General features: G+C 41.0%; 10 protein-coding genes. 1 reads left to right on the top strand and 9 read right to left on the bottom strand.

The window, feature by feature from the left end; translation table 11 throughout:
• Positions 1-16: 16 nt before the first annotated feature.
• The 4 genes from AACZ87_RS07635 to AACZ87_RS07620 form a co-directional block, all read right to left on the bottom strand.
• The gene (locus AACZ87_RS07635; RefSeq protein WP_339866127.1) at positions 17-1,183 is read right to left on the bottom strand and encodes a Gfo/Idh/MocA family oxidoreductase; all 1,167 of its coding nucleotides are present in this window, start codon (positions 1,181-1,183) and stop codon (positions 17-19) included.
• Between the two features lie 121 nt (positions 1,184-1,304).
• Positions 1,305-2,333, bottom strand: a complete 1,029-nt coding sequence (locus AACZ87_RS07630) for a TIM barrel protein (protein ID WP_339866125.1) — start codon at positions 2,331-2,333, stop codon at positions 1,305-1,307.
• 188 nt (positions 2,334-2,521) lie between these two features.
• Positions 2,522-3,733: a hypothetical protein gene (locus tag AACZ87_RS07625; protein ID WP_339866124.1), complete on the bottom strand. Its 1,212-nt coding sequence runs from the start codon at positions 3,731-3,733 to the stop codon at positions 2,522-2,524.
• 107 nt (positions 3,734-3,840) lie between these two features.
• Positions 3,841-4,899: an aldose 1-epimerase family protein gene (locus AACZ87_RS07620; RefSeq protein ID WP_339866122.1), complete on the bottom strand. Its 1,059-nt coding sequence runs from the start codon at positions 4,897-4,899 to the stop codon at positions 3,841-3,843.
• A 298-nt stretch (positions 4,900-5,197) separates the two neighbouring features.
• Here AACZ87_RS07620 and AACZ87_RS07615 point away from each other — a divergent pair, with 298 nt between their 5' ends.
• On the top strand, positions 5,198-5,752 hold the full coding sequence (locus AACZ87_RS07615) for a transposase (RefSeq protein ID WP_339866121.1): 555 nt from the start codon (positions 5,198-5,200) through the stop codon (positions 5,750-5,752).
• A 308-nt stretch (positions 5,753-6,060) separates the two neighbouring features.
• Here AACZ87_RS07615 and AACZ87_RS07610 read toward each other — a convergent pair whose 3' ends face one another.
• The 5 genes from AACZ87_RS07610 to AACZ87_RS07590 all read right to left on the bottom strand — a co-directional run bounded on the left by AACZ87_RS07610 (position 6,061) and on the right by AACZ87_RS07590 (position 15,569).
• Complete coding sequence (locus AACZ87_RS07610) at positions 6,061-6,738, bottom strand: hypothetical protein (RefSeq protein ID WP_339866119.1); 678 nt, start codon at positions 6,736-6,738, stop codon at positions 6,061-6,063.
• Positions 6,739-7,223: 485 nt separating this feature from the next.
• A complete protein-coding gene (locus AACZ87_RS07605) occupies positions 7,224-8,027 on the bottom strand; it encodes a DUF1080 domain-containing protein (protein WP_339866118.1) in 804 nt (267 codons plus the stop codon).
• Positions 8,024-10,720 (bottom strand): c-type cytochrome, encoded by a 2,697-nt coding sequence (locus tag AACZ87_RS07600; protein ID WP_339866116.1) that lies wholly within the window; start codon positions 10,718-10,720, stop codon positions 8,024-8,026. The genes AACZ87_RS07605 and AACZ87_RS07600 overlap by 4 nt, the downstream gene beginning before the upstream one ends.
• Positions 10,721-10,912: 192 nt before the next feature.
• Complete coding sequence (locus AACZ87_RS07595; RefSeq protein ID WP_339866114.1) at positions 10,913-12,421, bottom strand: RagB/SusD family nutrient uptake outer membrane protein; 1,509 nt, start codon at positions 12,419-12,421, stop codon at positions 10,913-10,915.
• A 46-nt stretch (positions 12,422-12,467) separates the two neighbouring features.
• Positions 12,468-15,569, bottom strand: coding sequence for a TonB-dependent receptor (locus AACZ87_RS07590; protein ID WP_339866113.1), 3,102 nt, complete (start codon positions 15,567-15,569; stop codon positions 12,468-12,470).
• Between the last annotated feature and the right edge of the window lie 200 nt (positions 15,570-15,769).

Genomic DNA, 15,769 nt, shown 5'->3' with positions numbered 1-15,769 from the left:
CTTCTGACTTTATATTTCAGACTTTTTCAATCCAATCCACCCCAGTATCCTTCCAAGCTCTCTCATTTGCAGAGTTGATTACAGCTTCGCAAACTTTCTGGGTCTCAAATGCATCTCTAAATGTAGGATGGCAAGCTTCTCCGGTTTCTAGGCTATGGAAGAAATCTGCCACTTGGTGAATAAACGAGTGCTCATACCCAATGGAAGTGCCAGGAATCCACCATCTATCCATGTATGGATGATCGCCATCAGTTACGTGAATAGATCTCCAGCCACGAACTTCTCCTTCGTCACTGTGATCAAAATACTCTAGACGAGTCAAATCATGTAAATCCCAGCGAATGGATGCATGCTCTCCGTTGATCTCAAAGGTATAAAGAGCCTTGTGTCCTCTCGCATAGCGAGTCGCTTCGAACAAACCCAAAGAACCATTATCGAAATGACAATGGAAAACACAGGCATCATCTATAGTTACCTTTTTCTTTTCTCCTGTTCCTTGATGAACCCGTTCCTTGATGAACGTTTCGGTCATAGCAGACACGTCTTTAATCCCACCATTCAGCCACATTGCAGTATCAATACAATGCGCCAGCAAATCACCAGTCACACCAGAACCTGCAGCATCTGCATCCAATCTCCAAAGTGCATCTCCTCCTTGAGGTAAATCTGGGCTAATAGTCCAATCCTGAAGAAAGTTCGCGCGATAATGGAAGATCTGACCTAACTTACCAGAGGCAACGATTTTCTTAGCAAGTGTCACTGCAGGAACTCTTCTGTAATTGTACCAAACGGTATTTTTAACTCCAGCTTTTTCAACTGCTTTCAGCATTCCTTCAGCTTCTGCAACAGTTCTAGCTAGCGGCTTTTCGCACAGAATCATTTTACCCGCTTCAGCTGCAGCAATAGCAATCTCAGCATGCGTATCGTTTGGTGTACAAATGTCCACCGCATCGATATCGTCTCTTTTTAGGAGCTCTCTCCAGTCAGTTTCTACAGATTTGTAGCCCCACTGATCTGCAAAGGCTTGAGCTTTTTCCTCTCTTCGTGAGCAGCAAGCCTGCAAAACTGGAACGTATTCGTACTCTGGAAAAAAGTCAGGCACTCTTTTGTAACCGTTGGTATGGATTCTGCCCATCAGTCCAGTTCCGATGAGTCCTATTCTTATATGTTTTTTTTCTTTCATGTTCTGAGTTATTTATTGTTCTTTTTCACTTCGATATTCATAATTCGACATTCATTATTCATCATTAAAAAAACCAATCTAATTTCGAATGATGAATGCTAAATGTTGAATCATGAAGTATTCAGCTTTTCCAACCATGTGCATTTCTCACTTTCACCAATGCCGCAAGAATATCATTCCAGGTTTGCTGGTCGTTCATCACTGCATTTGGGAACATGCATCCATCCCAGCAGATATGCTTGAAAGCTTTGGTTAATTCGCCTTTCTCATCGCGAAGCCAATAGCCCGCATCATGAGCAATATCCAAAACTCCATTTGGATCTGTGGCTTGGCAATGTCTTCCGGTCTTATCGTGGGAACCTGAACCGAATACTGAACCGTCATTTTGTGCCACATGGAAATCAATAGTCCATGGTCTAAGTGCATCTGTTACAGTTTTCAAAGCAGCTTTCACTGCCTCGCGATCCTTCAAATCCGCGTCTTTTGGAAGGATTCTATGCTCTGGAGCATTATAGCCCATAGTATAAAGAAAGGTATGCGACATGTCTGCCTGGAAGCCAATGTTAGGTCGATCTACCATCTCAAGCAGTTCTACCATATATTTCCAGCTGTGCATCGCGCCCCAGCAAATCTCTCCTTCAGTCGCAAGTTTCTCTCCGTAGCCAGCCGCTACATCACAGGCTTCACGAAATGTTTCTGCAATTATTTTAGTATTTCCAGCTGGATCTTTAGCCCAATCTTCTACGCCAGCAGCAGAATCAATTCTAACTACTCCGTAGCTTCGAACGCCAAGATCATTCAGTTCCTTACCGAATTCACATGCTTTGCGAACCATCTCTACAAAAGTCTTGCGCTGATCAGCAGTTCCCATCGCAGATCCAGCCCAAATCGGCGCGACCAAAGAGCCTGCAACAAGGTTATGCTTCTGAAGTTTTTCTGCCAAAATTTTGGTTTCATCTGGATCATTAAGGGTGAAATGAGGTTCAAGCAAACCTAAATCGACTCCGTCAAATTTCACCCCATCAACTTCAGCTGCTGCTGTCATCGCCAGAAGTGAATCAAACGGAATTACAGGTTCAGAATCTGCTCCTTTGCCCACTATTCCAGGCCAGGTAGCATTATGTAGTTTTGGAAAATTATTTTGACTCATGGTAATATGGGTTATTAGTTAGTTAAAAGATTGAAGTACAGGTGATCCAACTTCATTACTCAAAATTCATTATTCTACATTCTTTATTATTTTCTTTGATTGAAACCGCCAAGCACTCACATTTTATCTTGAAGATTAACACTAGAGTGAAGATCGTAAATCAAAAATCGTTAATCGTAAATCCCAATTTATTCCATCACTTTCAAGTCAGGATTATCAGGACCAAAATGCTTCAGCATGACAATAGGGTCAGTCTTGGAGTGATTGGTAATTTTCACACCTGCTTGAGCGGCTTTTTCAGAGACAAAATACTCGTCATGCGTCAACTGTCCAAAGCGAATCAAAGCTGGAGTTTCAATATCCCAGTTATTCATTTTGCCATAGCCTTGCATCATGATCATGCCATAAGCTGCGGAATCTTTGATCGTCACTGTTTGGCCAGGGAAAATTGTCAGCTCTTTAGCACTGTAATCATGTGAACGGTAGCAAATCCACTTATCATCATAGCCCTTGGCATTCATTTCTGCTCTGTCTTCAACCGGCATTGGCTCCATGTAATGGTTATCCATAATGTTTGGATTGACATTCAAATCCCAATCAATCATCTCGACCAATAAGTCATAGTCTCCCCAACGATCTTTTGGCGTTGCATTCCAAAGCAATTCATCTGGAATGATGGCTTCATTCACCAAAGACTGATACATGGCAAAAATATCAGAAGCTTTCTGTGGCTCGTACGTGCACAAACTTCCCGGAGCATGAAGCATTCCAGGAGGCACATTCCAACCCGTACCTGGCTGAAGTCTAAATGCCTGCGAATAGTTAGTGATTTTATTATCTCCTTTATTGAAATTCTTCAGGCACTCAAGAATAGTTTCTTTGGATGTTCCTGGAGCAATTCCAAAGAAAGTGTATGGGAAATCTCCCCCATGATTATTGACTTGAGGAGGAAAATAATATGCTTCTGGCTTCCCGTTTTGCCCAGTCAGCTTACCAAACTCATCACTCGGGTGAATGTGGTGTGGAAGTGGGCCCATGTTGTCAAAAAACTTGGAGTACATAGGCCAGGACTTGTATTTGTCCCAAAGTCTGCTACCTATAATTTCCCCTCCTAATTCGTCTATTGCATCTTTCAAGAGAAATAACTCCGACTTACCGCCTTCTTCGAAAGCAACATGACTCAAGCCTTCATTTTTGCTAGTCAGCGGGCCATTTTCAGCTGGAGTAGTTGAAGAAAACCAACGTTCGTCAATACCTCCACGCTCACCGCCTAAACTATAATAATCATCCGGATGAAGCTTGATTCTTCTGCCTGGCACACAAAATGACCGAGGCACCCAAGTTGGGGTTAATCTAAGGATTCCTTCTCCCTGCTCGAGAGCTTTTTTTGCTAAACTCATGGGTTTATTAATTTGAAATTTGAGATTCTTTATTTGAAATTGAATTGGAAGATTAAAACATTGAAAAATTTGAAAATTCTTCAGAGCATTTCATCTCTTCACATATTTTACATTTTAAATTCTTTGACTGAGGCCCCCTTTAGCACTTCCATCTTGATTTCGTAGATACTGCTTTCTCCGGGTTCAAGCAAAATCAAGGTGCCATTTTCACGAGCAGCGGCTTGACCGATTGGAGGATTTGTAGCTGGTTCTAGTGCAGTTACATATTCATTTTTCCCCCAATGCTGCCAGTTGATGAGCCATGGCATTTGCTTTTTGGAGAATGAAATACTTAAGCCAAGCTCTAATTCGTCATTCATATATCCACAAGTGACCTGATCATTTTGGTCAGCTTTTGGAACTATGAAAGCCACATCTTCACCAAAAGCCGAGTGCTCGTCTAATGGCGCTGCGCACTTGGTAAACTTGTTTTGCTTATTAAAATCCGACATAGAATCATCATTATCCCTAGGTTGGATGTCGCCTCTCCATACTATTCGTGTACCCTCATTGATCAAGGGCCAGCCGCAATTGATATGATATAACACCATGTGAGGAGCTGGAGAATTTCCCCGATTGAAGACCTCGTCTTTGATGTTGATTTCAGCACTACCTAAAGTTCCTGAGATGGTTCTTTTCAATTCCAGGCTTGGACCAAAAGTCGTTGTCTCACGAATGACGCCTACGATTTCAAAATCCAGATTTCCAGAATAAATATCCGGCTGCTTGATAGAGATCAGTTCGGCAGGTGTATTACTGTAATTGCCATGCAATCCGCGACTTCCAGTATCATCTTCATTAGGAGGACCCATAGAGGAAATCCCGCAGGTAGTCAGCAATCCACCACCGAAAGTCCTCAACCAATCTATTCCCTGATTAGAAAAAGGCTGAGCAGCCGCATGTCCCGCATTGCTGATCCAAGATAGGCTATGTTCATTGTGAAAGGCATCCAGAATATCCATTCCCCTGTCCAATACCACTTTATAACGAAGTCCCGTGCCCGTGTTAATCCAAGCGATACGGGTTCCGCCTCCTGCTCCATTATCGAGGATGGAGGTTTCTATTCCCCCAAGCTGTCGGGAATTGGATAATTTATGTTTCCAGTTGGATGGATCTGAGAGGTTCATTCGGGGTTTTGAGACTAGTCTGTAATCTATAAAAAAGGCCTTCTGACACTGTCCTGCCCTATATGGGTCAGGTTTGAATGACCGGGAATAAGTTATGCAACTTATGAGAGAGAAATTAGCCGTTAATAAAAAAATTGGCCCAAGTTTTTCAACGTGGGCCAATTTTTAATAGGTATGGTTCAAGTCTTCAGACTTGGACCTAAAATATTGCAGTCTTCAGACTGCCTAAAAACCGAATTTTATTGAAAGTATTTCTCACTATTAATTACCTTAATATCCGCGCATCATTATTTTTTAAATGAGTAGAAAATACAGAATCAGAAATCAAGAGAAGCTTTACTTTGTGACCTTCACAATTGTAGAATGGATCGATGTATTTACTCGAAAACACTATAAAGACATACTAATAGAGTCTTTAAAATACTGCCAAAATAATAAAGGTCTGGATTTATGTGCCTTTTGTATAATGTCAAGCCATATTCATTTGATTGTGGGTAGAAATGGTGAACCGACAATTGAGGCAATTATTAGAGATTTCAAAAAGTTTACTGCAATCGAAATACTCAAATCTATTCAAGGAAGTTCTAATGAAAGTAGAAAAGAGTTTTTACTTCATCACTTTAGGCAGGCCGGAGCTAAAAACCCAAATAATTCGACCTTCCAAATTTGGCAGCAACATAATCATCCAATTGAACTTAACTCAAATGACAAAATCACTCGCTGTCTTAACTATATCCATCAAAACCCAGTAGATGCAGGCATTGTATTTTCTGCTGAGGATTATGTTTATAGTAGCGCATCAAATTATGCTGGTTTACCAGAAAAGTTAATTGATGTGCTTTTCATTGAATAAGATTGGAGAAAATTATCAAGTGTACTTTGTTCAAGTCTCATGTCTTGGCCCTAAGGTAATTCAGACCTCAGATTACATATTTGTGGAAACTGATATAGTGAAAAATCCCTTCAAACTATCGCATTCGATAGCAATTTTGCAGTCGGAAGACTGCATTAAAATGAGTCCAAGTCTGAAGACTTGAACTAATGCAGGGTTAAAAAAAATTGGCCCAAGTTTTTCAACGTGGGCCAATTGTAATTCTTAAAATAAAGCCAAAAGTATAAGTTAGCCATCATTGATTAGACTTAAAAATAACTGTTTAGCATTTAACCCTCAGTCTCTTCCTCTTCAAATAACTGCACGTCTGCGTCAAATTCAGCCTCAAGAAATTCATCTCTAGCAATCCAGTATTCGGAGGTGATGAGTTGATATTGTTGTCCTTCTATTTTCCTCAAAACCCAAATGATCGAATCTGCTTCATCAAAACTAACTTTGCCTTCCAATTGATCTGAGAAAAGGCGTTTGATCAAATTGCTGTCATTCAGCGTATGCTGCAGAGCCTTCAACACAACCTCTTTGGTAATTTCTTCAGCGCCAGTATCCTCGCTTGTAATTTCAAATTCTGCTATTGTAGCTTTTGCACTAGGAAATTTGCCATTGTAAGCCTTATGCAATAGTTGATTGATATTGAAAAGCTGATGATGTAGGCCGATTTGTGGGTATTCTTCAGAGATTTTATCCAGCAGCATATCATGCGACATTTGATCAATCTGGCCTTCATTGAGGGTGTCAGAAAGTCGATAGTCAAGCAAAATCGCAGCAGCTTCTGCTGGTTCAAAATCAGAGATTGCCATATTTAGCAACTCTTTCAGCTCCGCTGGATTGGAATTGGATGCATCCGGAAAACCAAATCGATCAAGTAATTCTATTAAATCCTGATTGCTCCAACTTCCTGGTAATTCGTCGACAGTTGTTACTTTATTAATGATAATATGGTAATTCATAACTAGTGGTTTGGTAGTATATAAAATTGATTTTTGGATTTGCTAGTAAAGAGTCCTTTGGAAAAAGGTAAGGCTAGCTATTTTTATAACGGGCTTAGTACTGTAAGCGTTCGGATTAGGGAAAAGTGTAGAAATCCCGAGTCAGGGATAAGCAAAAAATACCCCATACTTTTCTGCAAGGGCATTTATACTGTTATTCTTATTATTGCGGAGTTGGTTCAAGTCTCATGACTTGGACCTAAAGTATTGCAGTCTTTAGACTGCTATTTTACTCAACTTGAAATATATCAGACAGCCATTAAATCCAACTAGATTATTGAGTAAAAATCGACTAGCCTTTTTTTTGCAGTCAAGAGACTGCATAATGATGAGTCCAAGTCGGAAGATTTGAACTAGAGGGGTGTAGAAATTCAGAGTGAGGGTAAAAAAAAAATGCCCCATACTTTTCAGCAGGGGCATTTATACTATTAATCTTAATATTCTACTTATTGCTTCAGCATTACATCTTTATACTGAACCATCATAGGTGGACCTACATGGACCTGCACACCGAGATATCCAGATTCCATTCTGTTTTTAGGGTCTTCATCATGTACCTCAGACATCAATTGACCGTTGACGTAGTGCTTTAGAACATTTCCTTTGGCCACAATATGAATACTATTCCATTCACCGGCTTTGATCAATGAACCAAGTTCTGCACGATCTCCTATTTCCTTTTCTACATTAAGGCCTTTCCATGCATTCCGCTCTACAAACTCACGAACTCCTACCCCATCAGGCTGAGAAGTGATTTTTGTTTCCTGACCTCTATAGGCCAAGGTAGCTCTCTTGCGTTCTTCATAGTTTTGACCGGTATAATTATTCTTCCCGTCAATATCTGCTTGGTAGCCTTTCAATGCAAATGGTACATCTTCGACTAGTTCACTTCGGTAGTTAATCCCAGAGTTTCCACCTTCAGAGATTTTAAACTCAGCCTTCAACTCAAAATCACCTGGCTGTCCACCTTGCCAAATTAGGAAGGTATTTGCCTTCAAAAGAGTCTCCGGCGTGATGGTTCCAGTGATTGCTCCATCTTTAACAGACCAATACACGGGATTTCCTTCCCAACCCTCTAAAGTTTTCCCATCGAAAATAGATTTAAAATCAGCCTCAACAGGAGCTACAGGTGAAATAGTGGAAGTAATGGTCTCAGTTGGCTGTTGGCAGTTCACCAATCCAACTACCATCATCGCTCCTAATCCGAGTAGTTCAACTCTAAGCCATTTAGATTTCAGTAAATTTTTCATTCTTCCGCTTGGGCTTTAGTTTGATAAACTTCGTGATTTGCCTTTCCACCAGAAATCAGGTAGGCCATCAAATCTTTTAATTCTTCTTCATTCAGCCTATTGATCATTCCTGGCATCATGACGGATACTTTAGAATCCTTCACCAATACCACATTGCTTTTCTCCACTTTGCGTAGCACATCTGGAGAGAAAGGGTTTTGTGATACTGAGTAACTATTATCGTCCTCGTTGATGATTCTACCCATCACAGAACTTCCATCTTTCAATTCAATCACGCTGGCCACATACTGCTCAGAGATTTCGTCACTAGGATTGATGGTCGCTTCCAAAATATCTTTTGCTGAAAACCGTGTACCCAACTGCGTCAAATCCGGACCAATAATTCCTCCTTCACCACCAAGTGTGTGGCAAGACTGGCATTGAGAAGCTGCAAACATTGCTTTGCCTTTGGCCAAATCTCTACCATGTAGATCCGCCATTAAAGGCTCTGCTTCTTCCACTGTCCATCTTCTACCGGGACCTTCAGGCTGTACATCAGAATTTACTAGGTCATTTCCATTTCCTGTGAGCAATGCTGCGCCTGATAGTTCATTGTATTTGTCAAAATCGCTCTTTGCTACATGAGTAAGTGCCATTTTTCTGGCTCTATCAATAAAGCCTACATAGCTTCGACCTCCTTTGTATTTGAATGCATTCTGAATCCATGTGAAATATTCCTCATGCAATTCCGGAGTCCAGCCTGTCTCAGCACCGCCAAGAACTGTTGCCAGGTAAGTCTGCTGCGCTGGCGGCACATTAGCCAACATATTTGCAATATCCAATCCATACTGAGGATTTCTCATGATCAAATCCGAGGAGGCCGAGAACGTTTTTTGGTAATTAGGATCATCCTTGGATGACTTCAAAAGTGCCAAAGACTTCTCTACTGCATTAGGTGCATCCAAATACACGAGAAGAACTGCCAAAGCACGATCTAGATTGTTATTATTTGCTGGGAAATTACCATCCAAATAAGCCACCAAATCAGACTTCACCGAACCTGTAGGCTCACCCTGTCTCGCTAGAATCAGCTCTACTGCTCTTAACAAATTCTGCTTACCTGTTTCGTCCAAGCTCTTATAGTCAACTCCCATCAAAGCTTGAAGCATCGGAGTTCCAGCTCCTTTTTCTGAATGTCTGGACAAAGCGATCATCGCCATGGTCAATTTAGCAGGATCAGTTTCTGCCAAAGCTTTGGCTTTCCAAGAACTCACTGGCTGATGCTCTACCGCAATTCTAGCAGCATACTGAACATATCGGTCTTTATGGCTCAAATTTTCCCAAGCCAACTCAAGACCTGAAGCTGGCGCCCCATCTACGTGCAGTGCTTCCAATTCTCTCCTCAACTTAGCCTCAGCTGGCAAATCTGCCATTTGAAGAGGCTTTTTATCAGACTCTTCTACTTCTCCATCATAATAGACACGGTAAACGTCAGACTCTAGTCTTCTACCTCCAGTCATAAAGTACATCGCACCATCTGGTCCGATAATACCGTCTGTCAATGGAAGAGGAGAGCCGGAGATAAACTCTTCTGCTGTCGCTTCATACGTGCCACCTTTTGGAGTAAGTGTCATGGAATAAATAATCCCAAAGCTCCAATCAAATGCAAAAAGTGAGGTTCTGTATTTTTCAGGGAAGTTTGCTTCAGTTCCAAACATGACGTTTGTTGGTGAGCCCTGTCCAATATTCAGAATAGCAGGTAGGTTATCCGGATAATTTGGTGACCATTTTTGGTTACCAGTTCTCCAGCCATACTCACTTCCTGAAGTCACATGACAGATTCTGGTAGGACGGTACCAAGGCATACCAAAATCCCATTCCATATCAGAGTCGTAAGTGAACAAATCACCAACTTCATTGAACGCGATATCAAACGGGTTTCTGTATCCAGCTGAGATCAATTCCCAGTGCTTACCTTCTGGGTCAATGTTCGCTACCCATCCGCCTGGCGCCATTCTGCTGTTTGCATGTCCTCTTGGATCTTTGATTTCTGGGAAAAGATTGTCTTCCTGCCATACTTTAGGTAGTCTATAAGCATCCATTTCAGGAACATCAGTATGATTACCAGCAACTATGTAGAGTGACTGACCATCTGGAGAAAGTTTGATACTGTGCGGCCCATGCTCACCCGGCTGACCTGTGAAGCCTTTGATTTTGGTCACCGACTCATACTGATCATCTCCGTCCAAATCCTGAATTCTATAAAGTCCTGTACTTTCTTCGAAGGTTTCATTTCCATTGTGATTTACCATCACATAAATACTATTGAACGCATACAGCAGACCTTGAGCATAACCCATCCCCACCTGTGGCTCAGCTACGTTTCCGATGATGAGTTTTTCCACTTTCGGCTCCAAGGATTCAGATCCTATTGGTGGTATTTCCAATCTGTACAGAAAACCATACTGATCAGCAGTGATCAATCTATTTTTATCATCAAAGGTCATTGCGACCCATGACCCTTCATCCTTTTCACCAGGACTAAGGAGATGCTCTGCTACAAATCCATCAGGGAGCTTGAGTTTGTCCAATTTTGGATTTCCGGTGAGTTTTCTTTGTGTAGTTTCTTCCTTTTGATCCGAAGCGCAGGATACTGAGAAAAGGACCACAACCGATAAGAGAAATAGATTCCTTATAGAGTATTTGAGTCGCATAGGGCAAATGTTAATTGATAACAATATTTAGAATTTTAAATTGGTGAATAATTTTTCAATACAGAAACCACTCATGAAATATACCAGCTATTTATCACCACAAATCTGTTTATAACCTTAATGAATAATTAAATAACCCAACGCCAGAGATAATGTTAGTATCTCAGCGCTGGGTGATCTTTATACTCTAATTTAGAAATAAGGAGTCAAAGCAGATTCATCAGCTGGATAAGCATAAAACTTATTGAGGTTAGTAAAGACGTTTGGTCTTGGGACTGCATCTTCCAATGGTGGGTAATAATAATCCAGTGGATTAGCTACAATACGCTGACCATAAGGAATAATAATCTCCTCAATTCTTCCAGTTCTCTGAATATCAAACCAGCGCTTGTTTTCGAAGGCAAGCTCTACTCTTCTTTCCTTGAAAATCATCTCTCCAAGAGCAGCTCCAGATCCACTAACCGCGCCCAAACCCGCTCTGTCACGAACTTGATTCAAGAAAGTTAACGCTTCCCCATCTTTGCCTTGCTCATTAAGCGCTTCTGCCATGAATAATAACACTTCTGAATATCTATAAATAGGCCAGTTTGTGCCGGTGTTATTATGCTGAGAATGCGTCTTTGCGTACTTTTTTATATACGGATAGGTCTTATCATCTCTGAAACTATTGGATAGAAACACATATCCTATGGATGCATCTTTCCGAGTATCCCCATCCTCATAAGCCGCAATAATATCTGGAGTAGGTATATTATTTCCCTCCCCGTCTATTGGTTGCGGATTGCTAGTTCCGGTGATTTCTACTAACTCCGATGCAAGCAATGGTCTTGGCAAAAATTGATAGATAAAATTACCATTCAAGCCAGCAGCTCCTTCTAGGAATTGAACTTCAAAAACAGACTCTGCATTATTTTTATTTGATGCATTATCCGAAAAGGCCATTTCATAATTTGGTATCAGACTATATTCTCCACTAGTCACTACAGGTCTCAAAATAGTTTCCGCATCTGACCAGCGCTCTAAATTGATATAAACATTTGCAAGTAAAGTTCTTGCTGCACCTGAAGTTGCTCTGCCTGCCTGTTGCGCAGATTTCGCTGGCAACAATGGAACTGCTGCTACCAAGTCCTGAATTATTTGCGCGTATACTTCTTCCTCAGTAGACAATGGAAGAGCGGCTTCTTCTCTGGTGGCTACTGGAGTCAAGTGAAGCGGCACACCACCAAAATACCTAACTAATTCAAAATATGCATAAGCTCGGAGGAAAAGTGCTTGTCCTTTTACATTGTCTTTTGGAGCCTGGGCAACATCCGCATCATCAATCAAATCTAGAATCTGGTTGGTTCTGGAAATAATCAAATAATCTGCTCTCCATTGCTCAAGTACATTTCCATTGGCAGTCACTCCATTTGCCTCTGGCACTGAGAAATCCGCTAAATCTTCCTGTGGATCCACTGCTCCGAAGAGCACATTTCTTCCGTAATAGGTATTGTCAGAGTGCATTTCTGATAATTTCCAAGCTCGGTCATTTACGATAGTTCTTAATGGAACATAGGCCGCATTGACTGCTTGAACAAAGTCAGCCTCCGTTTTGAAGAAAGTAGCCGAACTCAATTGAGTCTCAGGAACTACTGTTAGAAAATCATCACAGCTGCTTAGTCCCAAGCTTGCTGCTAGTAATACAATTATATATTTTTTCATTTTTAATACAGTTTGGTGAGATTAAATGTGTACTGATCTAGCAAAATCAAAAGTTGATATTTGCTCCAAAAGTAATCGTACGTGGTACTGGATACGATGAAAGATCCACACCCTGACTCAAGTTGCCTCCATCTCCATTTCCGTCATTCTGCATACTAACTTCAGGATTTGATCCTCCCCAATAATCTGTAAACACCCACATATTCTGTCCAGATGCATAAAGTCTAAGAGACTTGATCGTCTTTGGGAGTTTGGTAAAAGTATATCCAATGGTGATGTTTCTGATAGTCAAGTAAGAAGCATCCCACACGAAGTTGCTATTGTTCCAATCACGCTCAACTCCAGTGACATTCCCTCCACCAGTAGAGGTTCCGAAAATTCCATCTCCTGGATCTTCTGGAGATTTGAATCTATTCGATACTTTGGCTACCATATTAAACACGCCATCCAAATTGGCAGTGGAATATAAGTGTCTCATGTACAATTCATTTCCTTGAGAACCAGAAATAGCTACACTTGCATCGAAGCCCTTCCAAGCAAAATTATTAATCAAACCATAAGTGAAATCAGGGAAAGGATTACCGATGATAGCTCTATCATCATTGTCCCCACCGTAAGTAATGACCCCATCACCATTCACATCCTTCAATTTGATACTACCTACAGTAGATCTGCCCGGTATGATAGGTGAATTATCAAGATCTTGCTGACTCATGTAATTACCTTCCTTCACAAGACCATAGAACTGACCAAATGGCTGTCCCACTTGAGTAATGTGATAAGTACCGTATACTCTATCAATACCCTCTGCAAGTTCTAACACCTTGTTGCGATTGAAAGAAATATTCGCATTGGTAGTCCATCTAAACGCCCCAGTAGTATTCACCGTATTTACCGAAAACTCATGACCCCAGAAATGAATCTCTCCTATGTTGTCATTGTAGTTTGCAAAACCTGACTCTCTTGGTATCTGAACTGCATAAAGCAGGTTGGTGGTGTTTTTGGAATAAAAATCATAGTTGAATAAAACTCGATCATCCCAAAGACCTAAATCTAACCCCAAATCAAATTGTGCTGTTGTCTCCCAGCCAAGATTATTATTGCTCAAGGAATTAACAGCTGCCCCAGCTACTACGGTCTCACCAAATACTGCATTGATCGTATTATTGACCAAAGCATAGGAGGTATAATTACCTATATTATTATTTCCAGTCACACCATAGCTAGCACGTAGTTTGGTGAAAGAAATAGTGGAACTTGTATTCAAGAATCCCTCATCTGAAAGAACCCATCCTACCGAAGCAGAAGGGAAAACGCCCCAGCGATTGTCAGAACCGAATCTAGAGGATCCATCACCTCTTACGGAAGCAGTAAAGAGATATTTACCAAGATAATTATAGGTTAGCCTAGAAAACAAGGAAGTCAAAGACCACTCGCCCACTCCGGAGTTGGTACCACCTCTATTGATGTTAATCGCTCCCTGAACTGTAGGAATGCGATCATCCGCATAGGTATCTGCCTGAATACGTGTACTTTCACTTCTGAATTTTTGAGTTGAAAAACCTCCCAAAAGCTGGAAATTATGATCTCCAAAACTTTTGGTATAGGTAGCGATATTCTCGTTTAGCCATGATAAGCGCTCGTCGATATCACGGATAGAAACTGCCACTGTAGGGATTGTAACGTTAATATTGGCTGTCGCCGTAGATGGATTGAACCACATATACTTTGAACTACCGATCTCAGCATTGAAAGTTGATTTCAGAGAAAGGCCTTTTATAGGCTTCCATTCTACATATGTATTTGCAAGCACATTCAACTCTTTCGTTTCATTAGTGATCTCCTGCGCGGATCTCACCCAGTTAGGGTAAGCATAGATATTACCTGTACTTGCAGGCAGTTGATTAAAAGAAGTCAGTTCCCCATCTTCGCCATAGATTGGCATGATAGGCCAGGTATGAAGTGCATTGAAAAGAATACCCGTTCCTCTTGTACCATCTGTTCTTGGTGTGTTATCCACCACATAATTTGGAGCCACATTCACCCCGATGTTCACCTTATCAGAAACCTGGTAATCGGTATTCATTCTCAAAGAGTATCTGGTGTAGTCAGAATTAACCACAACTCCATCTTGATCGAATACACCCAAAATTATCGCTGTATTCACCTTCTCCTTGTTAGAGGTTACCGTAAGATTATAGGAACTAATAGGAGCAGTCTGCAGCATTGCATCATACCAATCATTTGATTGCCCTCTGTATTGAGAAGGATTCTGGAAAACATCCGGAACCGGTTGTCCTGCTGCAGTGTAATACTCCTGCTTAAAAATCGCAAATTCTTCGGCATCCATCATTTCCAAACGTCCTCTCTCTGGCACCTTCTGGAAACCCGTATATACATTTAAGTTCACATTTGTCTGACCTACTTTCCCCTTCTTAGTAGTAATCAGAACAACGCCATTGGCTGCTCTAGATCCATAAAGTGAGGTAGAGGCGGCATCTTTCAGCACGGTAATTTCCTGAATTTCGTCAGGGTTGATAGAGTTAATATCTCCAGTAATCGGAAAACCATCTACCACATATAAAGGAGAGCTCCCACCAGAGACAGACAGCTGTCCTCTAATACGGACGCTCATACCTTGCCCTGGCTTACCGGTAGTTTGATTGATCTGCACGCCAGCCAGTCTACCCTGAAGTTTTTGTGCCATGGAGGATACTGGCATATCCTTCAATTCAGCTTCGCTCACTGACTGTACAGCACCAGTCACTTCACGCTTGACCTGGCTACCATAGCCCACTACGACTACTTCGGACAAATCGGAAGTTGAATAAGCCAATGTCACTTGGATGTCTGTGCTATTACTAGTCACCACCACTTCATTTGTGGTAAATCCAATAAAGCTAACCACTAAGGTTTCCCCTACTGAAGCTTGGATCTGAAAAGTACCATCAATTTCAGTCACTGTACCAGACTGAGTACCTTTTATTGACACTAAGGCACCAGGAATAGGCTCATTGTCGCCCTCGGAAATCACTGTACCTCTTACAGTTAACGTCTGTGCAAAAGTGGAAGACACAGAGACGATAAACAAAGCTAATAAAAACCCTATAAACCGAGTTTTTATACATGTTTGATAATAGTTTAGCATAGGAATGGGTTTAATTATTAATTATATATTCTCCCAATTAACCACTCTACAAACCCGTTCCTATCCTGCACTATGCTGATTTTTTTATTTCCTAAACATATTATTTAAAATATTTATAAAACAGGATACGGCAGGATAGTTAAATAAAATATATAAGTTATAACACTATAGTATTAATATATATTAACCTCTCAAATAGA

The sequence above is a fragment of the uncultured Algoriphagus sp. genome, from assembly GCF_963974365.1.
Classification (GTDB): domain Bacteria; phylum Bacteroidota; class Bacteroidia; order Cytophagales; family Cyclobacteriaceae; genus Algoriphagus.
The sequence above is the reverse complement of the archived record's forward strand: the minus strand, read 5'-3'. Positions and strand labels throughout refer to the sequence as shown.